Source organism: Oceanobacillus jeddahensis, from assembly GCF_000750635.1.
GTDB classification, from domain to species: domain Bacteria; phylum Bacillota; class Bacilli; order Bacillales; family Amphibacillaceae; genus Oceanobacillus; species Oceanobacillus jeddahense.
The window spans coordinates 490,622-510,725 of the sequence record NZ_CCDM010000003.1; the positions used below are offsets into that span (position 1 = coordinate 490,622).

General features: G+C 36.8%; 22 protein-coding genes and 2 other annotated features. Of the genes, 2 read left to right on the forward strand and 20 right to left on the reverse strand.

The window, feature by feature from the left end:
* Positions 1 to 107: 107 nt before the first annotated feature.
* The 5 genes from BN986_RS15715 to BN986_RS15735 all read right to left on the reverse strand — a co-directional run bounded on the left by BN986_RS15715 (position 108) and on the right by BN986_RS15735 (position 4,289).
* On the reverse strand, positions 108 to 1,091 hold the full coding sequence (locus BN986_RS15715) for a ring-cleaving dioxygenase (RefSeq protein WP_040981794.1): 984 nt from the start codon (positions 1,089 to 1,091) through the stop codon (positions 108 to 110).
* Between the two features lie 203 nt (positions 1,092 to 1,294).
* Positions 1,295 to 2,380 (reverse strand): M42 family metallopeptidase, encoded by a 1,086-nt coding sequence (locus tag BN986_RS15720; RefSeq protein WP_040981796.1) that lies wholly within the window; start codon positions 2,378 to 2,380, stop codon positions 1,295 to 1,297.
* Positions 2,381 to 2,454: 74 nt separating this feature from the next.
* Positions 2,455 to 2,943: a dUTP diphosphatase gene (locus BN986_RS15725; protein ID WP_040981798.1), complete on the reverse strand. Its 489-nt coding sequence runs from the start codon at positions 2,941 to 2,943 to the stop codon at positions 2,455 to 2,457.
* Positions 2,944 to 3,009: 66 nt separating this feature from the next.
* On the reverse strand, positions 3,010 to 3,585 hold the full coding sequence (locus BN986_RS15730; RefSeq protein WP_052400831.1) for a TetR/AcrR family transcriptional regulator: 576 nt from the start codon (positions 3,583 to 3,585) through the stop codon (positions 3,010 to 3,012).
* Positions 3,582 to 4,289 (reverse strand): MBL fold metallo-hydrolase, encoded by a 708-nt coding sequence (locus tag BN986_RS15735; protein ID WP_040981800.1) that lies wholly within the window; start codon positions 4,287 to 4,289, stop codon positions 3,582 to 3,584. The genes BN986_RS15730 and BN986_RS15735 overlap by 4 nt, the downstream gene beginning before the upstream one ends.
* A gap of 878 nt (positions 4,290 to 5,167) precedes the next feature.
* Here BN986_RS15735 and BN986_RS15740 point away from each other — a divergent pair.
* Complete coding sequence (locus BN986_RS15740; protein ID WP_040981802.1) at positions 5,168 to 5,566, forward strand: hypothetical protein; 399 nt, start codon at positions 5,168 to 5,170, stop codon at positions 5,564 to 5,566.
* Between the two features lie 27 nt (positions 5,567 to 5,593).
* Here BN986_RS15740 and BN986_RS28105 read toward each other — a convergent pair whose 3' ends face one another.
* The 13 genes from BN986_RS28105 to BN986_RS27905 all read right to left on the reverse strand — a co-directional run bounded on the left by BN986_RS28105 (position 5,594) and on the right by BN986_RS27905 (position 16,359).
* A complete protein-coding gene (locus BN986_RS28105) occupies positions 5,594 to 5,884 on the reverse strand; it encodes a TIGR04104 family putative zinc finger protein (protein WP_074435687.1) in 291 nt (96 codons plus the stop codon).
* A gap of 68 nt (positions 5,885 to 5,952) precedes the next feature.
* Positions 5,953 to 6,591, reverse strand: a complete 639-nt coding sequence (locus tag BN986_RS15745) for a TVP38/TMEM64 family protein (RefSeq protein WP_081922226.1) — start codon at positions 6,589 to 6,591, stop codon at positions 5,953 to 5,955.
* 126 nt (positions 6,592 to 6,717) lie between these two features.
* Positions 6,718 to 6,993, reverse strand: coding sequence for a DUF1294 domain-containing protein (locus tag BN986_RS15750; protein WP_040981804.1), 276 nt, complete (start codon positions 6,991 to 6,993; stop codon positions 6,718 to 6,720).
* Positions 6,994 to 7,393: 400 nt separating this feature from the next.
* Positions 7,394 to 7,750: a 50S ribosomal protein L20 gene (gene rplT / locus BN986_RS15755; RefSeq protein ID WP_040981806.1), complete on the reverse strand. Its 357-nt coding sequence runs from the start codon at positions 7,748 to 7,750 to the stop codon at positions 7,394 to 7,396.
* 37 nt (positions 7,751 to 7,787) lie between these two features.
* Positions 7,788 to 7,982: a 50S ribosomal protein L35 gene (gene rpmI, locus BN986_RS15760; RefSeq protein ID WP_040981808.1), complete on the reverse strand. Its 195-nt coding sequence runs from the start codon at positions 7,980 to 7,982 to the stop codon at positions 7,788 to 7,790.
* Positions 7,983 to 8,013: 31 nt separating this feature from the next.
* On the reverse strand, positions 8,014 to 8,520 hold the full coding sequence (gene infC / locus BN986_RS15765; protein WP_040981810.1) for a translation initiation factor IF-3: 507 nt from the start codon (positions 8,518 to 8,520) through the stop codon (positions 8,014 to 8,016).
* Between the two features lie 66 nt (positions 8,521 to 8,586).
* Positions 8,587 to 8,717, reverse strand: a sequence feature (ribosomal protein L20 leader region).
* A gap of 230 nt (positions 8,718 to 8,947) precedes the next feature.
* On the reverse strand, positions 8,948 to 10,882 hold the full coding sequence (gene thrS / locus BN986_RS15770) for a threonine--tRNA ligase (protein ID WP_040981812.1): 1,935 nt from the start codon (positions 10,880 to 10,882) through the stop codon (positions 8,948 to 8,950).
* Positions 10,883 to 11,041: 159 nt separating this feature from the next.
* Positions 11,042 to 11,274, reverse strand: a binding site (T-box leader).
* Between the two features lie 58 nt (positions 11,275 to 11,332).
* Positions 11,333 to 12,166, reverse strand: a complete 834-nt coding sequence (gene ytxC / locus BN986_RS15775; RefSeq protein WP_244445024.1) for a putative sporulation protein YtxC — start codon at positions 12,164 to 12,166, stop codon at positions 11,333 to 11,335.
* A gap of 342 nt (positions 12,167 to 12,508) precedes the next feature.
* Complete coding sequence (dnaI, locus tag BN986_RS15780) at positions 12,509 to 13,438, reverse strand: primosomal protein DnaI (RefSeq protein WP_040981814.1); 930 nt, start codon at positions 13,436 to 13,438, stop codon at positions 12,509 to 12,511.
* 21 nt (positions 13,439 to 13,459) lie between these two features.
* On the reverse strand, positions 13,460 to 14,782 hold the full coding sequence (locus BN986_RS15785; protein ID WP_040981816.1) for a replication initiation and membrane attachment family protein: 1,323 nt from the start codon (positions 14,780 to 14,782) through the stop codon (positions 13,460 to 13,462).
* Between the two features lie 21 nt (positions 14,783 to 14,803).
* Positions 14,804 to 15,277 (reverse strand): transcriptional regulator NrdR, encoded by a 474-nt coding sequence (nrdR, locus tag BN986_RS15790; protein ID WP_040981818.1) that lies wholly within the window; start codon positions 15,275 to 15,277, stop codon positions 14,804 to 14,806.
* A 16-nt stretch (positions 15,278 to 15,293) separates the two neighbouring features.
* The gene (locus tag BN986_RS15795; protein ID WP_040981820.1) at positions 15,294 to 15,680 is read right to left on the reverse strand and encodes a cytosolic protein; all 387 of its coding nucleotides are present in this window, start codon (positions 15,678 to 15,680) and stop codon (positions 15,294 to 15,296) included.
* A gap of 553 nt (positions 15,681 to 16,233) precedes the next feature.
* Entirely contained in the window at positions 16,234 to 16,359 is a 126-nt protein-coding gene (locus tag BN986_RS27905) for a hypothetical protein (RefSeq protein WP_262362471.1), read from the reverse strand.
* A gap of 753 nt (positions 16,360 to 17,112) precedes the next feature.
* On the opposite strand from BN986_RS27905, the gene BN986_RS15800 reads away from it, so the two are divergent.
* A complete protein-coding gene (locus BN986_RS15800; protein WP_052400833.1) occupies positions 17,113 to 17,856 on the forward strand; it encodes a methyl-accepting chemotaxis protein in 744 nt (247 codons plus the stop codon).
* A 60-nt stretch (positions 17,857 to 17,916) separates the two neighbouring features.
* Here the strand turns inward: BN986_RS15800 and BN986_RS15805 are convergent, their stop codons facing one another.
* Positions 17,917 to 18,948, reverse strand: coding sequence for a glyceraldehyde-3-phosphate dehydrogenase (locus BN986_RS15805; RefSeq protein ID WP_040982222.1), 1,032 nt, complete (start codon positions 18,946 to 18,948; stop codon positions 17,917 to 17,919).
* Between the two features lie 550 nt (positions 18,949 to 19,498).
* Positions 19,499 to 20,101, reverse strand: coding sequence for a dephospho-CoA kinase (gene coaE / locus BN986_RS15810; protein ID WP_040981822.1), 603 nt, complete (start codon positions 20,099 to 20,101; stop codon positions 19,499 to 19,501).
* Positions 20,102 to 20,104 lie beyond the last annotated feature (3 nt).

Consider the following 20,104-nt stretch of genomic DNA (forward strand, 5'->3'; position numbering starts at 1 on the left):
TAATGTTTAAGCACTTCCTATTTATTTAGAAAGTGCTTTTTTGCTTCGTGAAAAAGTATAAAAAATCGTTTACCTATCCTATAGTAAACGATTTTTTATACACTATTTCATTCGTATTCTTTTTCAATTGCTCTATTACTACGTACCGTATCAATTTCTCTTACCTGGCTTTCAATCTGCTCACGCTGTGACTCAAAAAATGGCGGCAAGGATAATTTTTCTCCAAGCGTTTCATACGGTTCATCCTCCATAAATCCAGGTCCAGCTGTTGCTAATTCAAATAATACTTGAGGTGCAACCGGTGTGTATAATGAACCAAAATAGAAGCGTTCAACGAATCCGGAGGTTTGAAGACCAACTTGTTCAATTCTTTGTTGCCAAGCATCTAAATCTTCACGCGCATCAACACATAATGCAGCGTGATGAACAGTGCCATAGCCTTGTCTGGCAGGAGGTAATTCTTCATTATGCTCCACGATGATCCGTGCGCCATTTCCCCCTTCGTCCACTTCAAACAAATGAAAGGCTCCTTCATCGGCAACTTCATTATACATAAATACTTTTTCCAGTACTTGTTTAAAAAAGCTAAAATCTGCTACACGTACTACGACTGGACCTAGACCAGTAATACCAAATTCTGATGGAATCGGACCATTTTTCCACGGTGTTCCCGATGCTCTTCCAGTATTATTTTGATCTGACACAAGCTGATATTTTTGATCATCAAAATCTGCAAAAGATAATGTTTTCACATCAAATTGCTGCTCAATTCCTGTGTGCGCTATTCCCAGACGGTCAAAGCGTTTTGCCCAGTATTCCAGCGCCGCGTCACTAGGTACACGTAAAGATGTTTTGTAGATTTCATTTGTTCCATGAGAACCTTTAGGGATGCCCGGAAAGTCAAAAAACGTCATATCTGTTCCGGCATTACCTTCATCATCTGCAAAAAATAAGTGGTACGTCTGGATATCATCTTGATTGACTGTTTTCTTTACTAATCGCATACCAAGTACATACGTAAAAAACTCATAATTTTTTTCTGCGCTGCTTGTAATTGCTGTAACGTGGTGCATTCCACGGATTGGATTCATTGAAAAATCTCCTTTATACTTAATTAAATATTTTTTAATTAAGTATAATTTACCACAGCTTTTCTTATCTGTCAATTATAGGCCTTTTATAAAAATAATACTTTCCTGGCATAGAAAAAACCCGTACATTTTAATCCATTTAAAATGTACGGAATCAATGGTAATTCTATTTCTTTGGAATTATCTTATTTAATGAATCGTTATTAAGCATTGATTAGAGCATCTACTGTTTTACGATCTAATTTTTTGATAACAGCTGTCAATAATTTCACAGCATTTTCATAGTCATCCCGATGAAGAATTCCGGCGTGTGAATGAATATAACGTGTTGCTACCGTAACAGACAACGATGGAACTCCATTACCAGTTAAATGAATAGAGCCTGAATCTGTACCTCCACCAGCAATGGAAGTAAACTGATAAGGAAGATTGTTTTCTTCGGCTGTTTCGACAACGAGATCACGAAGCCCTTTATGAGAAATCATTGAGGCATCATACAGTACGATCTGTGGACCATCACCCAGCTTACTGTCCGCTTCTTGTTTAGCAATACCCGGTGTGTCACCTGCAATACCAACATCGACACCAAAACCAATATCAGGCTGAATCAGATGAGAAGATGTTTTTGCTCCGCGTAAACCGACTTCTTCCTGGATTGTTCCAACACCATACACCGTATTCGGATGTGCCTCATCTTTTAATGCTTTTAATACATCAATGGCAATGGCTAAACCAATACGGTTGTCCCATGCTTTTGCCATCAATAATTTTTCATTTTTTAATTGCGTAAACTCAAAATACGGAACAACAGAATCGCCTGGCTTCACACCGAATGACTCTGCTTCTTCTTTACTTGTTGCACCAATATCGATAAACATATCTTTTATTTCATATGGTTTTTTTCTGGCTTCGGGACTAAGTACATGTGGAGGCTTTGAACCGATAACACCAGTCACATCTCCTTTGGAACCCATAATGGTTACACGTTGTGCCAGCATGACCTGGTTCCACCACCCGCCAGCTGTTTGAAAGTAAAGAAAACCATTTTCATCAATACGTGTCACCATCAGACCAATTTCATCTAAATGTCCTGCAACCATAATCGTTGGTCCGTTTTCGTCTCCTGCCTTTTTAGCAATCGAACTCCCTAAATTATCTGTGATAAGTTCATCTGCATAAGGCTTTATATAACTTTCGAATACGTCTCGCACTTCTTTTTCATTACCTGGTATTCCTTTAGCATCTGTTAGATCTTTAAGCATAGTTAACGTATTATCTAACTTTTCCATCTTCAAAATCTCTCCTTTATAAGTGAAATTTTATTCTATATAAGGCTTTACCACCAATATAAATGCAGAAAGACTTAATATCCTTGATCCTGACGCTGATAGTTAACTTGGTTTTTCTCCAAATACGCCTGCTGAATATCCTTATCGGTAAAACCAAGCTGATTTCCTAACTGCAGGCTCCACTTAAATAATTGCTGATAATTTTCATTTATCGGGTCCTCTCTGTAAGCAATTGCCTTTGCATATACCTGATAAAAACATTCTGATTCAGTTAAAGGTTCTGTCTTCTCTCCCTTTTCTTCTTGGTAAATATAACCTTTTTCTATCCCAATGGACATTAAAAAATGCAAAACGTCTACGTATTCTTCTAAAATAATTTGTTGACTATTTCTTGGTTTTGTACTCCAAAATTTGAAGCATCTCGTTTCATTTGCAAGCTCGCCAAGTTCTACGAGAAGCGCCAAATGCTTTTCCTGAAATAAATTTACATTTGATAAATCATGATTGTTTTCAATATATGTATCTAATTCCTTTTGCATTTCAAATAGTTGATTCCAATCCAATGTAATGCCTCCTTGTCCATTCTGTCTTTTATTTTATCACAGTGTATAGGGAAAAGCTTTTTATAATTATTGATTATTTAAATTTGAACTGCTGTCTAACTCCGTTAAAATAACATTTACTCCTAACGTAAAACTTTTCTCTAACTCCTGAGGCAGTCCAAAAGCTTCCTCCATTTCTAAAAGTATAAATCCGTGCAAATAACTTCTTAATGTCCGAATAAAATGAATGGTTTCGTCCTCTGACAAAGCATATTTTTGTAATATTTTAGAAAATATACCCAAAATCTGTTCAGGTATCTGTTTGGTTTCATCACTTTTCCATAGCTTTACTTTCTGCGTTAGTTGGTATTGGCCTGGATAATTTTTTGCAAAACTTCTATATTCATACGCGATTGCCCATAATGCTTCTTTCTTTTCCAGACCAATACTGGCTAACATAAGCTTTTCATATAAATTTTTCATACTTTTATGTGCAGTCATGTCTAATAAATCTTCTAAATTTGCTATATGGTTATATAATGACGGTGGTTTGATTGCTAATTTGATAGCTGTATTTTTTATCGTAACTCCTTCTATTCCCTTCTCATCAAGAAGTTCCATTGCTGCATCTGTAATAATCTCTTTCGTTATCTTTTTTTTCATTTTCCGATCCTTGCCTCCGCTGTTTTTATTGCTTCCTTCATTTTTCCCTCTGGATCAACTAATACATCTCCATGTCCTACTGCAAGCAATTCAGGGCTGCGATTCAGTAATTTTATTGCACTGTTAACCGCTGTTTTATTATCCCATGTAGCTGCTTTTGGAAAAGGAAATAGCCATTTTAATACTCCGGAAACGGCAATACCACCTTTTGTTTGAAATGCATCTCCTGCGATTACTATCCGATGCTGCTGTTCATAAAAAGATACCGATCCAGGTGTATGTCCTGGACTTGAAATAACTTCTAACGTGTCAATCGTGTCCCCTTCTTCAAAAGTAAAATCAATCGGCACATTGTTCCTCGGAAAACCTCCCTTTATTGGTTTATCTGGCTCATCTGCCTTCAAACGGAAATCTTTCTTTAACAAATAACTGTCCCGCTTTGATATTCCCACTGGCACATCGGGAAAAACCTCTTTAAAATAAGGTACTCCATTCACGTGATCACCATGTGCGTGAGTCAAAATTAATTTACTCAACGGTTTCCCTGTTTGATGAGTCAGTTTTTTAATTTCATGAACAAATTTCCTGGTTCCCATATCAATACAAATCAGATTTTCCTCCTGTTCCAAGATAAAACAATTAATTGGAAAAATACTTGGCAGAAACGTCACTTGATATAGATTCTTATAAAGCTTTATTTTCAATGCAATCACCTCGTAACTAATCTTATTAATATTATAACTAATTAGATTAGTTTATTCAAATAATTATTTTTATATTCTTTATTTACTCAACTATTGCACCTAAGAATAAGCATGTATATCTTGCTGTTTCAGGATTATCAAGTTCTTCTTTATTGTGCTTGTTTTTTAGTTAAATCAGCTTTTTTTGAACGAATGATAGTGTACAGCTCCCGCTCCGGCCAACCACTCCGCTTAGTTAGGATTCTACAGCGAATATAAGAAATAACATCCTGTTGGGTTGGACGAAATAGTTTCTCTAACGCTTGATGACACGATCATTCCGTTATTTCAAATGGATGGTTTAGCAGTTCGAATCAAAACAGCATGAATAATTAACATCAGGAATAGCTTTCATGCACAGAAAGTAATCTTGGCGGAACTTTTACCATGCAGCATAAAAAATATGTTCTGCCTGATCTACTTTTATTTGTTCAGCTATTCCACGTATAGAACATCTAACTAGCGGAGGCGGACCGTTTTGACTCCTGAGGGATCAGCACCATCTGAAGATCCACTTTTGCCAAGCGCTCTTCTTGGCAAAAGTTAGCTGAAGAGCGTGCCCCTAGGAAAGCAAAACGGTCCGCCGCAGCGGTCGCATTACACCTCACCTGCTATTCTTTATCAAGGGAGTTAACAAAGGAACGACCAACTCCTGTTTCTATGGAAATGAAGTTTTTTTTAAGGCACGAAAGTTGATTTATTTCATTAAAAATTGCTCTATTTTATATTACAAAATAATAACATTCTACATTTTCTATAAAAAAATATGATTCTCCTGAAACTTTTTTGAGACTCATTCGTATGTAGGATTAACAGGACGTTCTAAGGAGTAGATAATTATGGTCATCATTATCTTTCGAATATTATTAGTGATAGCAATTGCATTGTTAATTTATACATGGATTCAATACTTAAAAAACCCTGAGCGTAAACTGCGATTGAACCAGGAAAATAATGGGTTTTATTTATTAGATGAACAGAATAATAATAAGAAAAATTTCCAATTAACTTATAAAGGCTGTCTTTTTATCGGTGAAAAGTATTTAGGAACAACAGAAGATTCTTTTGAAGTAGTGGATATTCATGTTACTGTTAAAAATCCATTGGAGCTCCGCGGATTAACGAGAGAGGATTTATATTTTCTGGAACAGGAAATATTGATTCATTATCCGCATGCTTCGATTACGTGGAAGCATCCGATTAATGAGCTTATTATAACGGAGATCACAAAAGACTAACCAGACATGTCCAGTCTGGTTAGTCTTTTATACAAATGGTGCTTCTTTGTCGGTAAAACGATAAAAGTAAGGCGCAATTGCCATAAAAATAATTAATAAACAAAGACTTATTGGAATTATAACCAACCAGGAAATGTTCAGCGAATTCATGATAGATATTATAATTACTGGAATCGGACTGAAAAGCAAAGTATTAAACCGGCTTTCTTTTGTCAAAAACTGCTTCTTTTTGCAATTTGGACAGTGAAGTCTCACGTTCCAAACAAGTTGATGAAGTTTAAATTCATGCTCACAATTCCAGCAGGACGGGAGTTTCATATTACTACACACCACCTTTTTAACGGCTTCCCTTTATACTTCCATACTAAAACAACCAACCCTTACGTTCAAGAGCTGGTTGTTTTACTTGGTGTTAAAGGTTTAGGTAACCCTTGATGCTGGTTCTCTGTACCTGCAGATGATGAAGCAAAAAACTCCTGCCATTTAATAATAATCTCTTTTCTCCTTAAAAAGTACAAGGATGGAAGTAAGGCGATGATAAAAACAGCGATATACATTGGAGAAAGTTGAGAAATCCAGCCGCCGATACTTGTATAGATAATTGCCAGAGGAATGTTTGATATTAAGGAAGATTTCGCATATCCTCTAAAGGTTTGATTTGTTTCGATCAAGCATAATGATAATAAGTGAAAATGAATAAATGGAACAAGGCGCAATAAAGTAATTTGGGCTGTTGTCATTTCTGTATTTTTGCCGAGTAATCGTTGCTTCAAAATGATTAGTTTATCAATAGATTTTGGCATCCAACCCGCCATCACATAAAAAAGCAGACTTGCCATTGTTATCCCAATAATAGAATAAATACTTCCTGCTATTGGACCAAATAAGATACCGCCAGAAATACAAATAAAAACAACTGGTAAGAATAACATTGGCCGAATGAGATGAAGTATAATAAATAATAGTGGAGAAAGCACACCACCCATCTCTATAATCACCAGCAAATAATTCCCAACGTATTCCATGGCTATCCCTCCCCTGAGGAAGCTGGGTTACTTCTATTTATATATATGTTTCAAGACGAGCAGTGTATGATAAAAGAATTACTTAGACTTTTCCCTCTAAAATATCCATCAAAAATGATTATTTCCTTAAAGAAAGAAAACCAGACTGATAAAACTAATTACATTCACAACGATAAGAACAGGAATACCAATAGTGAAGCTCTTATGTTTTGTTTTATGCCGGAAACTCCGCATACCAATGTAAATACCGATACTTCCTCCTAAAATAGCCAGCAGCCAAAAAGTCCGCTCAGGAATACGATATGTATGCTGTTTTGCTTTTTGTTTATCTTTAAACATCAAATAAAATCCAATAATATTAGCCACGAATAAATAAATAAGCCACGATGATACATTTTCCATTCTTCCACCTGCTTCAATGATTGTCAATACCCTTTAATCATAAAGAAAGTCTCTGTTGCACGCAATATTAAAAGCATGCTGATTATCAGGAAATAAAACGAAACTTCATTCAGTGGGAGTTTTTCGACGCACAACTCTTTACGATGGGACAAGTAACCGCAAAAGCTCTTCGATGGGGCGAATAATCGCAGTCCCAACCCCAGGACGTCGCGAACTTAGTCTGCTTCCTTCATTCTCCCACTGAATTAGCCTTAGTGATTCAGGGAGGTAGCGCCCGTTATCTCCCGCCTAAATTAAGTTATTTTCGCTCTTTATTTTGTGGCGGCAGTTTTACGGGCGGTTCTCCATGATAAAATAAAAAAAGACCGCTCCACAATTGGATGCGATCTAAATTTTTATCTTATTTTAAAGCTTCTTTTGCTTGAGATACTAATTGTGTGAATGCTTTTTCATCATTAATAGCTAAATCAGAAAGCATTTTACGATTAATATCGATACCAGCCAGTTTTAAACCGTGCATTAATTTGCTGTAAGAAATATCGTTTAAACGAGCAGCAGCGTTAATACGGGAAATCCATAATTTACGGAAATCACGTTTTTTCTGTCTGCGGTCACGATAAGCATATTGACCTGATTTGATAACTTGCTGTTTTGCTGTTTTAAATAGAGTTCGTTTTGAACCATAATAACCTTTTGCTAATTTTAAGACGCGTTTACGACGACGACGCGTAACTGTTCCACCTTTAACACGTGGCATAAGAAATCCCTCCTAATTCATTACATATCTAAATTTATTATTTTGGCAGCATTTGTTTAATACGTTGATAGTCTCCGGAAGAAACCAAAGCACTTTTACGTAATTTACGTTTCTGCTTCTGAGATTTGTGTGCAAACATATGGCTAGTGTATGCATGAGATCTTTTTACTTTTCCAGTTCCAGTTTTTCTGAAACGTTTTGCTGAACCTTTATGAGTTTTCATTTTAGGCATAATTTTTTCCTCCAGTCATTGCAATAAAAGCTTATTTTTTTTCATTCAATGGAGCGACCATCATAAACATATTACGGCCTTCCATTTTCGGCTTTGTTTCTACTGATCCGAGATCTTTCACTTCTTCAGCGAAACGGTCTAGTACTTCTTTCCCTAGTTCTTTATGGGTAATTGCACGACCGCGGAAGCGAACCGCAGCTTTTACTTTGTCCCCTTTTTCCAAGAACTTACGTGCATTTTTAAGCTTCGTTTCAAAGTCATGGTCACCAATTCCAGGTGTAAAACGCACTTCTTTCACATTAATTACCTTTTGCTTTTTACGAGCTTCCTTCTCTTTCTTCTGTTGCTCAAAACGATACTTCCCGAAATCCATAATACGACATACCGGTGGTTTTGCGTTTGGAGCAACTAATACTAGATCAAGGTTTCGTTTCCCGGCAATATCCAATGCTTCATTACGAGATTTTACTCCAAGCTGATCCCCATTTGAATCAATGAGACGAACTTCCCTTGCACGAATTTTTTCGTTAACATTCATATCCTTGCTAATAGCCAGCCACCTCCGAAATTTTGTTACTGATCTATCTGGACAAGTCATTTCAATACATTAAAAAAAGTGTCGGTACATACTGCACCCACACATCTCCTCATTCGTAAACATGAATCGTGATGAACCAGTCAACTATCCTCCAGGGATGTCAATCAGGTGAGAAGCGGGTGCTTCTACTTGTCGTTTAGATCATATCATTAACTTTTATAATATAGCATTTTATCGTTTTCTTGTCAAGGACGGTATCCTTTGTTTGAAACAACTATTGAATCATAGCATGGTTCTGTAAGGTTGTCAATGGATTTTCTAAAAATATATTAGTGGAAACAGGGTATTAGCTTTCATTTTAATCCCAAACCAAAAAAGGCTATTCTCACAAAAATGTTAAAATAGCCTTTTTCGTCATAACCAATACTTATTTCTTCTGCTCAATTTCTCCTTTTATAAAGGCAACAAATTGATCAAATTCCAATGTTTCTGTATCTTGCTCACCATAACGGCGGTAATTCACACTGTTTGCTTCCATTTCTTGATCCCCCAGAACAAGGGCAAATGGAACTTTTTGTGTTTGTGCTTCACGTATTTTATAGCCTAATTTTTCATCACGGCTGTCCAATTCTACTCGAATGCCTTCCAAGCGTAATTTTTCTTCCACTTCTTTCGCATAATCAAGATGTGCTTGTAAAGATACTGGAATGATTTTCGCTTGGACCGGTGCAAGCCATGTTGGGAAAGCTCCCTTGTATTCTTCAATAAGAAATGCAATGAAACGCTCCATCGTAGATACTACACCGCGATGAATAACGACTGGACGATGTTCTTTTCCATCTTCCCCGATATACGTTAAATCAAAACGCTCTGGTAAATGGAAGTCTAATTGAACCGTAGATAACGTTTCGTCTTTTCCTAAGGCTGTTTTCACTTGTACATCCAGTTTCGGACCATAGAAAGCAGCTTCTCCTTCTGCTTCAACATATTTCAATTCCATGTCTTCCATGGTTTCTTTCAGCATTGCCTGCGCTTTATCCCACATGGCATCATTGTCTACATACTTCTCTTTATCCTCTGGATCCCGATACGAAAGACGGAAATAATAATCATTAATTCCAAAATCTTTATAAACGCGTTGAACTAGCTCTACCACACGAATAAATTCCTCTTTTAACTGATCTGGCCGAGCAAAAATATGGGCATCGTTCAGTGTCATTGCACGCACACGCTGCAATCCGGCAAGTGCTCCGCTCATTTCGTGACGATGCATGGTTCCAAGCTCTGCAATCCGGACAGGCAGATTACGATAGCTCCATAATTGGTTTTTGAAAACCATCATATGATGTGGACAGTTCATCGGACGTAATACAAGCTCTTCATTATCCATTTCCATGGTCGGGAACATGTCCTCTTGGTAATGATCCCAGTGTCCGCTTGTTTTATATAGATCCACGTTGCCAAGTACAGGCGTATACACGTGGTCATAGCCTAAGCGTTCTTCCATATCAACAATATAACGCTCAATGTTACGACGGATGGTTGCTCCTTTTGGCAGCCATAGCGGCAAGCCTTGTCCTACTTTTTGTGAAACTGTGAAAATACCCAGCTCTTTACCAAGCTTGCGGTGATCTCTTTCTTTGCGCTCCTCTAAAATCTGCAAATACTCATCCAGCTGTGATTTTTTTTCAAATTCTGTTCCGTAAATCCGTTGGAGCTGTTTATTATTGCTGTCTCCACGCCAATAGGCACCGGAAATACTTAATAATTTAAATGCTTTAATTTTACTTGTGGAAGGAACATGCACTCCCCGGCACAGGTCAAAGAATTCACCCTGCTCATAAATTGTAACTGTTTCATCTTCCGGGATCGCATCCAGCAGTTCTAATTTTAATGCATCACCAATTTCTTCAAAACGGGCCTTTGCTTCATTACGAGAAACTTCTACACGTTTTATTTCTAGGTTCTCATCAACAATCCGTTTCATTTCCTTCTCGATTTTAGGAAGATCTTCCGGTGTTAATGAATCTTCCATGTCTATATCGTAATAAAAACCTTCTTCAATTACCGGACCAACGCCTAATTGAACGTTAGGGTATAAGCGTTTTACAGCTTGTGCTAATAAGTGTGCAGTAGAGTGACGTGCAATCTCTACTCCTTCTTCATTACGATACGTAATAATTTCAATTTTCCCGCCTTCTGAAAGCGGTCTGCGTAAATCAACAGGCTCTCCATCTAATTTAATGGCGAGTGCCTGTTTTTTTAATCCTGGAGAAATAGAAGCTGCAATGTCTTCTCCTGTCGTTCCTTCGGGGAATTGTTTCTCTGCTCCATCGGGAAAAATAATTGTTAAATCAGCCATTTCCTTCAAACTCCTTTATCAAATATTAGAAAACTTGGCAGTCGTCAAGTCTTAAGGTGACGACCTTAATTGGGTCTGGGGCTACGTTTGCTTGCTCCATCAAACCTCTGCACTTATACTTTTTTTAAGCAAAAAAACGCTCCATCCCTTTGCATAATGCAAAGGGACGAGCGTTTTAAGTCGTGGTTCCACCCTAATTCCTGAGGATAAAAATAACCTCAGCTCCATTCATCTTTAACGCAGATTGGACGTTACCGCCTACTTTCAATCATTTCAGCAGCAATGCTCCGAGGTGGTAATTATTTCGTTACGAAAGGAAGCTTGCAGCCTTAGGGACTTCCCTCTCTACGTACGTAAACTGAAAATAATCGTATCCTCATCTCAGCAATTTCATTTTCAAACTCTATCCGTATTATATTCCTTCTAAGTTTGAAAAGCAAGTCCAATCAATTATTCTCCACGGGAAAGAATCGACGTTCCTTTCATTTTAAATTCTACTCTTTCTTGAAAGATATTTGTTATTGTCAGGATCTTTGGATCAGCCGGATCATTTCCATAAACTTTTATTTTTGCTGGTGACATAGCAATAAGCGGGCTTAAATTAAATTCATTTTCGTGTAATCCCAATGCATATAACGGTGCTTGAAACATCCACATACGCAGCATATCTTTCGAAATTACTTCTCCTTTTTCATTGTAAAATATAAAATTCTCATCTTGTTCGATATGAACTAAATCAACACAAGGATCTTTTTTTTCAATATAATGACGTAACATATCAATAAATGCCTGATGATCCTCTTCTCGTTTAAATTCTTCAATCGCCCTTCCAACGCATTCTCGAACAAAATCTAAAAATTGAGCCAGACGAAAATGTATGATCCCATTAAAATGAACGCTCGTATGTTCCTTTAATTGAAGAAAAAAGATATGCTGCAGGAGATTAGCAGTATCCACATGCTCTCGTAAATATTGGTTATCTGCATCTGTTTCAAATAAAATCCACATCGTAAAATCGTAAATGCGATTGATTTCATCCGGATCCGAAAAATAAAATCCATCGGTAATCTTATGAATGATAACGTCAGAAAGATGCTCTTCTATAAAAACGTTTGCCATTACAGTACTGATCAAATGGATTAATTCTGCCCTTGCTATATCACCTTCCAACCTTAACCTGCTCCCCCACTTGGCATCTGTTTGTTGATGTACTCTGATCTGCTTCCTGTATGGGTTTAACTGATTACGAAAAGCTGTTACTTCTTTATCCGATTCAAAATACACTTCCAACAATACATATCACCCTCATCCACTTACAAACTGTTACAATTATATGGACAAGTTTATATAAACATGCTTAAACTAGTCAGACTAGTAAATTTGAATCGCTTAGTATAAGAGAAAAACGAAAGCAACCCTATTTTTCATCATTGGAAACCCTTTTTAGCAAATTAGAAGAGGTTTATCCATCGTTATCACAATATGATTACGATGACAACGAAATGTTTTTTATGAAAGCTATTATAACCGGTAGTTTTTCTTATACATTCCTATCATCAAAAAAGATTCCCGTTCAGATACGGAAATCTTTTGGTCGAATCAATTTATATAGTGAGAAACACTCACCTATTCATCTCTTCTATTTTCTCCGGACATTTTAACGACTTTGCTGACTTGTTTAATACGCTCAATTATGCGCCCGGCTTTCACTTCCTCCACACCATTTCTTGTACTTGCCAATTCTTTTTCCAACTCGTTTAAATCAAAGTTGGAGGAGAAAAAGACAGGTAAGCCTTCCATCATACGATATTGCAGAACAGATCCAAGTACCTCATCCCGGAACCAGGCTGATTGTAATTCTGCTCCAATATCATCCAGCATTAAGACATCTGCTTTTTTAAAGAAATCTATCTTTTGGTTAAACGAATCATCTTTAAAAGAGCCTTTTATTTCTCGAACAAACTCTGGCATGTAAATCAATGTAGTGGAATAATTTCTCTTTTTTAGCTCATTTGCTACCGCACCTAATAGATATGTTTTACCAACTCCAAAGGAGCCATGCAGGTACAACCCTTTTTTTGGTAAGCCTGTTTTCGCTTCTTCTAAAAAGCTGAGAATTTCACCAATTGCCGAAATTCTCGACTTATCCTGAATCACTTCCGACATTTTTGCTTCTAAAATCTCTTTTGGCATATAAAGACTTTGCAATAACTTTTGCTGTGCTTCCTGTTCTTCTGCTTGAATACGGGAATGGCATTTTTCATAGCTGAGTCTAATTTCATTTTTATCCATACTTAATACGGGGGAGTAACCTGGAATCATATTCTGACATTCTCCATAAGAAGCACATCGATCACATTGTTTCGATTGTGATTTATATTCATACAGTCGCATTAAATGTTTTTCAATATCCTGATCCGTTAGTTCTGGATGTTCATGCAAAAAAGATTGAATAGAGGGATCACTTAGAATTTCTTTTTTAATTCTAGTGTAGTTGGTTTTGAAATTCTCATTTTTATCCATCCATGCTTTTAATTCTGATTGTATCGGTTTCACCAATCATCCCTCCTTTATAACTTAGCTTTCATTTAAATATTTTTGCAGCTTTGCCTCGATTTCCTGCTGCTCTTTTTCACTTACATTCGTATCCGTGTTACTTTTAGATGATTTCTTTTTCCGATCATTAAACCAGTCAGGAACAACCTCTTTCTTATAATTATTATTATAGTTATTAGTTTTCCTAGGTTTATTTTTAGCAGCTTTATATTTTTCCTGTTCCTGTTTAGCAAAATTCATCGCATCTTTTGCCGTTTTTAATCCAACTCTTGACCAGTGCCCTGCAATAGTTTCCATATACGCTTTGGACAGCTTCATATTTGATTGCAGCAGAACATAATGAATTAAAACATTCATGACCGGAGATGGGAGACCTTGCTTCGTCATCACTTCACGAACAACTTTAATATCTTGTTCAGAGGCATGATTTCCATCGGATAGGTCCTCTAATAATTGTTTGGGGGAAATGGTCTCTAGTTCATGAATCAACTGTTCTTCTTTTGTACTTGGCTTTTTCATTAACATTTGAGGATCAGCTGCTGTTTTTTCATTTAAACGAATTGCCTGTCCATTATTACGGGAAACAAACATATCATGGCATGCTGATTTAAATTCTTCCTGATTCAATTGATTATCCTCATCAAGAGCCCACAAAAGTGCTTTTTCTATTTCTACACTCTCTGCATCATACAGTATTTTCATCTGGTAAATGAGTTTTTTATTTGCAGAGTGTAAAACTTTTTCAACTGGAATAAACCGCTGACGAAGCGATTGTTCTATCCAGGAAAAATCCATCCATTCAGATTCCGTATCTTGATTATTATTTTCTACATTTAAAGCAGCAGGCGCCGACGGTATTATTGTATCAAACACTTCATTGAAATCTGCCGTGACCTCTTCACCATAAAGGTAGCTCTCCTTTACATAACGTGTATAAAGCTCATTATATTTCTGTTCTCCTATATGATGTAATAAAAGTTGAGACAGCATTGCTTCTCTAAAAAATTGATTGGGCGAATAGGGACACTGTACACTATACGTATAATAGTCTCTATTATCATCTCTACGTTTATAAGTTTTTAATAAACCAATAGCCTCCAGTTTTATACGCGCACGATAAATATCATCCAGCGTCAGATTTAAATATGTCATTAATGTATGATGTGTCTGCATTTGTTGCGTATGGTCCACTTCATAGAATAATGTATAATATAAAGAAACCGCCTGGATTCCAATTAACGGCTGATAAAGATGCGTTAAAGAAGCATTAAAGTCAATGGGAGGCTGTTCGTCCATAACGACATTATATCCATCAATAGGAAGAATTTTTCCGATTGCATTCATTCTAACCCATCCTTTTTGTTCTTATTCTTCCTCTGTTTGTTTATCTGTCTTAATAATCTCTTTCAGCTCATCTAAGAAAACAGTTATATCTTTGAATTGGCGGTATACAGAAGCAAATCTGACATAGGATACTTCATCCACTTCTGCCAGTCTTTCCATAACCATTTCACCCACTGTATGACTCGATACCTCTGAATTTCCGGTATTTCGTAAATTCTTTTCTACTTCTAAAGCAATATTTTCGATGGTTTCGATCGCTACTGGACGTTTCTCACAAGCTCTGATAATCCCTCTTGTCAATTTTTCTCTTGAGAATTCCTGACGCATACCGTCTTTTTTCACTACAATGAGTGGCACTTCTTCAATCCGTTCAAAAGTGGTAAAACGAAATCCGCACTTCTCACATTCCCGACGTCTACGTATAGCTGCTCCCTCTTCTATCGGACGAGAATCTAGTACTTTTGTATTTTTATTATTACAATTGGAACAACGCATTTCGTTCACTCCTTCCTTATTTACCTTTAATTTCTGGCAGCTGTTCATTTACATGCTGATAAATTCTTTTAATAATTCGATTACTATAACCAAAGTCTATTTGAATAGGTGTTTCTGTTGTCACTGAAAAATCAAGCGCTGTTTGGTAAGGGCGGACCATAATAACCGTAGCAATAATAAAAACCTTCTTACCGCGCTTGCTTGTTGCACTAATCTCTCCATGCTGTTCCGAACGAGCATGAATAGAAAAGTCAGGGCTTGCATTAAAATAGTTCTCTAATTCCTGAATGACTGCATTCTTACTTGCTTTATAATATCTGGTTTTCAAATCTGAATGAACATGATTATCACTTGTTTCTTCATGGTTACTAAAAAAACGTTTGATTTTATACCCTGCTGACATTTATATACACATCCTATATTTATCACTATTAAAAAAAGTATTTTTCTTTTCCTTTAATCATTCCATATTTTATAAAAAGAAACTTCATTCAGTGACAGTTTTACGGGCGGTTCTCCGTAATAAAATAAACGAAACTGGTAAGTACTCATTTTATCGTAATCTTCCAGACCTTTAAACCTATATAAGTTTAAATATAGTTTTATGTTTAAGCAAGCACGCCGGAAAAACACTGCGCTTTCCACGGGTCCCGGGCTCATCTCCCCGGTAAAATTTCTGCGGTTGCCCGTCCCGTCAAAACCGCCGCTGGCAATAGTGTTTAACCATGAACTAAATAAATTATAAAATTAGACGTAAAAATAAATATAATCATTTCAATTTTTATATAAATACATCGATACTACGCATCTATTATTTTAACATGATTTATCCATTTAAACTACTTTACCAAAAAGGAAGAAAAATTCTTTCATAACAGCAGAAAATAATTACTCAACTTTCTCACTTAAATAATAAGCATATATATCTTGCTATTTCAGGTTTATCATGTTCTTCATTATTGTGCTTGCTTTTGGTTAAATATCCGGCCATTTTGGAATTGGTGATTGTGCATAGATCCGCTCCAGCCAACCACTCCGCTTTCCATGGAGACGGCTTCAGCTAACTTGAAAAGAAATAACATTTTGATGAGTTTGATGAAACAGCAGCTGTCGCCTGTACAAACAATCTTGATAGCATGGATATCTAATATCAGGAATAGCTTTCATGCACAGCAAGTAATCTTGGCGGAACTTTTACCATGCAGTATAAAAAATATGATCTGTCTGATCTACCTTTTATTTGTTCAGCTATTTCACGTATAGAATACTTTACTAGCGGAGGCGGACCGTTTTGACTCCTGAGGGATCAACACCATCTGAAGATCCACTTTTGCCAAGTGCTCTTCTTGGCAAAAGTTAGCTGAAGAGCGTGCCCCTAGGAAAGCAAAACGGTCCGCCGTAGCGGTATTTTACACTATACCTTCTATTCTTTGTCAAGGGAGTTATCGAAGAAACGATCAACTCCTGTTTTTTTGGAAATGAAGTTTCTTTTTAAGGTGCGAAAGTTGAATAATTATATACTTTTTATCTACATCAAGGAATCTTCATTGATAATTATCTTTTTAATCCACCAAAGAATTTTATGATTTATTACAACTGAATTATAAGAAATAAGTATTAGTATTTTATTCACAAAACAGCAACAAAGATATGCTACATATTAATTATAAATAACCGATAAAGGAATTAGGTAACTATTAGGTGCTTCATCGGAAGAGCTTTCTGCAAGTGCGGAAGAAGCATCAGCGACAACGGAAGAAGTCACCAAGCAAGCGGCTGATACAGCAGAGACATCTCAAACAGCGTCGCATGCAGCGAATGAAAGTTCTATTGCGATGGGTGAAACTGCTCAAGGTGTTCAACGGATTGCGGAAGCAGCACAATCGCTTCATTCTTCTTCCAGTGAAACAAGTGAAGCGGCTCAGAATGGAACACAGGTTATCGGCGACGCACAACAGCAAATGAATCATATTAATGAATCAGCAGCTTCTGTAAATGAGCTTGTATTAAAACTGGCAAAACAAACAGAAGAAATTGAAAATATCACTAAAGTGATTACTGACATCACAGATCAAACAAACTTATTGGCGTTAAACGCTGCAATCGAAGCTGCCCGGGCAGGAGAGCAAGGGAAAGGATTTTCAGTTGTAGCAGACGAAGTACGTAAACTTGCAGAGGAATCCAAAAAATCAGCCAGCTCTATTAGCCTGCTGACAACAGAAATTAAAAATGATACAGAAAATGTTGAGAAAGCGATGCAAAGTGCCCTGCCCGCTGTACAAAAAGGAGTAGAGGTTATTACCGAAGCCGGTTCATCGTTTGAATCTATTGCAGATGCTGTTAATGGGATGTCACATCAAATTCAAGAAATCTCAGCAACCTCTCAAGGGCTTTCCGCAAGTGCAGAACAAGTTTCTGCGTCTGTTACAGAGATTTCAACCGGATCCCAAGTTATGTCCGGCAATATTGATACCATTGCAGCTTCGATGGAAGAACAATCTGCAACGGCTCATGTAGCCACTTCCTTAAGTGAAACTGCCCAGGAACTGCAAGAAGAGACACAGAAATTTAAAGTATAAATGAAATAAACATCTCCACAGGAATTCTGTCCAAATTCCCGCGGAGATGTTTTCTTCTGTTTATGATGTTAGACGTACTTTCTGTTCTAATCTGTAGCCTACGTAAGTTACTAAATCTACAACGCGTTTCGAATAACCCCATTCATTATCATACCAGGCTATAATTTTTAATTTATTATTATCCATAACAATGGTTGAAAGCCCGTCAATGGTTGCGGAATAAGTACTTGTTGTATAATCAATGGAGACTAAAGGTTCATCTGAATATTGAATAACTCCTTGCATACTTCCTTCTGCTGCCTGTTTAAATAATGCGTTGACTTCTTCTACAGTCACATCTTCTTCAATATCAATCACTAAGTCTACTAAAGATACGTTTGGTGTTGGCACACGTAAAGCCATTCCATGCAGTTTACCTTTCAGCTGAGGCATTACTTCTGCCAGTGCTTTAGCAGCGCCAGTCGTTGTTGGAATAATAGACTGCGTGCAGCTTCTTGCACGGCGCAAGTCTTTATGCGGATTATCAATATTCTTTTGATCGTTTGTAAATGCATGAACGGTTGTCATTAACCCGTTCTTTATTGTAAAGTGATCATCAATTACCTTGACCACAGGAGCTAAACAATTTGTCGTACAAGATGCATTTGAAATAACATCGTCAACATCCGGGTTATAATCATTTTCATTCACACCGATAACAATTGTCTTATCGACTTCTTTCCCAGGAGCAGTGATCACTACTTTTTTTGCTCCTGCCTGTATATGGCGCCCTGCTTCCTCTTTTGTTTTAAATTTACCAGTCGCCTCGACAACTACATCAATGTCAAGATCCTTCCAAGGCAATTTTTCAGGTTCTCTGGAATTCACTAAAATAATTTCTTTCCGATTAACAATTAACTTATTTGGCAGCGCTTTTACATCCCCTTTAAAAGGGCCATGGACACTATCGTATTTAATTAAATGAGCAAGTGTTTCCGATGGATAGCTGGCATTGATAGCTACAACATCTAAATGCTCCTCTTCCATTGCTTGACGAAAAACCATTCTGCCAATTCGACCAAAACCTGTTATTGCAATACGCGTCTTCTCCATAAGCACTTTATTCCTCCCGATAATGTTATACTTTTTATCTTTTGTTGTAATTAGTATAACACATATGGAGAAAAGTGTGTCATTAAATATAAAAATGTTTTATATTATTTTTTGTAATAATTTCATGTACATTTCCTTTTTATCTGGTTTCCCTCCATTGGAAAAAGCTTGTTACCGTTTTAAGGAGACGAGCGCCTTGAAAGTATAATATCTAATATTGCTCAATTTTTGCGCTTTAAAAAATTACTTCATTTCCATAGAAACAGGAGTTGATCGTTTCTTCGATAACTCCCTTGACAAAGAATAGAAGGTGAAGTGTAAAGTCACCGCTGCGGCGGAAAGCGGAGTGGTTGGCCGGAGCGGAGCTATGCACAATCACTCATTCCAAAATGGCCAGATATGTAACCAAAAAGCAAGCATGGTAATGAAGAACAGGTTCACCCTGAATTAGCAAGATATATACTTATTCTTAGGTGTGGAAGTTGAGTAATATTATAAAAACACCATCTTCACTTTATTAAAAGCTTAGATGGTGTCTCATTATCTTTTGCTATTCAATGACTTCCCATTTTTTCAGCAAATCAAGTAATTGCTTTTTACTTTCTTCAATGGATTGATTGTTATCGATCACTTCATCAGCCAGGCTTGCCTTTTCTGTTAATGGCATTTGCGATGTAATTCGGTCAGTCGCTTCCTCTTTACTGAGCTGATTTCTTTCCATTAAACGTTTTAATTGCGTTTTTTCATCCACAAAAACAACCAGCGTTTGGTCTACTAAGAAAGTCAGCTTCCCTTCAAACAGCAAAGGAATGTCTAATACTACACACTTTTCCCCTTGTGACAGATAATCTTCTTTTTTCTTTAGCATTCGTTTACGAACTGCCGGGTGAACAATTTGATTTAGTTGTTCTCTTTTTTCTTCATTTGAAAAAATAATAGAACCAAGTTTGGGGCGGTCAATCGAACCATCTTCCTTTAAAATTTCATTACCAAACACGTCGACTACTTGCTTATAAGAAGCTTCCCCCGGTTCCACTACTTCTCTTGCTATCACATCCGCATCAATAACTGGAATATCTAAATCCGCAAACATTTTTGCAACTGTGCTTTTCCCGCTGGCAATTCCCCCGGTTAATCCAATTACTAAACTCATAAA

Bases quoted from the DNA above. Each gene is read 5' to 3' on its own strand.
- BN986_RS15715 (WP_040981794.1), bottom strand. From the start codon at position 1,091: ATGAATCCAATCCGTGGAATGCACCACGTTACAGCAATTACAAGCAGC.
- BN986_RS15720 (WP_040981796.1), bottom strand. From the start codon at position 2,380: ATGGAAAAGTTAGATAATACGTTAACTATGCTTAAAGATCTAACAGAT.
- BN986_RS15730 (WP_052400831.1), bottom strand. From the start codon at position 3,585: ATGAAAAAAAAGATAACGAAAGAGATTATTACAGATGCAGCAATGGAA.
- BN986_RS15740 (WP_040981802.1), top strand. From the start codon at position 5,168: ATGGTCATCATTATCTTTCGAATATTATTAGTGATAGCAATTGCATTG.
- BN986_RS28105 (WP_074435687.1), bottom strand. From the start codon at position 5,884: ATGAAACTCCCGTCCTGCTGGAATTGTGAGCATGAATTTAAACTTCAT.
- BN986_RS15745 (WP_081922226.1), bottom strand. From the start codon at position 6,591: ATGGAATACGTTGGGAATTATTTGCTGGTGATTATAGAGATGGGTGGT.
- BN986_RS15750 (WP_040981804.1), bottom strand. From the start codon at position 6,993: ATGGAAAATGTATCATCGTGGCTTATTTATTTATTCGTGGCTAATATT.
- rplT (WP_040981806.1), bottom strand. From the start codon at position 7,750: ATGCCACGTGTTAAAGGTGGAACAGTTACGCGTCGTCGTCGTAAACGC.
- rpmI (WP_040981808.1), bottom strand. From the start codon at position 7,982: ATGCCTAAAATGAAAACTCATAAAGGTTCAGCAAAACGTTTCAGAAAA.
- infC (WP_040981810.1), bottom strand. From the start codon at position 8,520: ATGAATGTTAACGAAAAAATTCGTGCAAGGGAAGTTCGTCTCATTGAT.
- thrS (WP_040981812.1), bottom strand. From the start codon at position 10,882: ATGGCTGATTTAACAATTATTTTTCCCGATGGAGCAGAGAAACAATTC.
- BN986_RS15785 (WP_040981816.1), bottom strand. From the start codon at position 14,782: ATGAATGCAATCGGAAAAATTCTTCCTATTGATGGATATAATGTCGTT.
- nrdR (WP_040981818.1), bottom strand. From the start codon at position 15,277: ATGCGTTGTTCCAATTGTAATAATAAAAATACAAAAGTACTAGATTCT.
- BN986_RS15795 (WP_040981820.1), bottom strand. From the start codon at position 15,680: ATGTCAGCAGGGTATAAAATCAAACGTTTTTTTAGTAACCATGAAGAA.
- BN986_RS27905 (WP_262362471.1), bottom strand. From the start codon at position 16,359: ATGTTATTTCTTTTCAAGTTAGCTGAAGCCGTCTCCATGGAAAGCGGA.
- BN986_RS15800 (WP_052400833.1), top strand. From the start codon at position 17,113: ATGGGTGAAACTGCTCAAGGTGTTCAACGGATTGCGGAAGCAGCACAA.
- BN986_RS15805 (WP_040982222.1), bottom strand. From the start codon at position 18,948: ATGGAGAAGACGCGTATTGCAATAACAGGTTTTGGTCGAATTGGCAGA.
- coaE (WP_040981822.1), bottom strand. From the start codon at position 20,101: ATGAGTTTAGTAATTGGATTAACCGGGGGAATTGCCAGCGGGAAAAGC.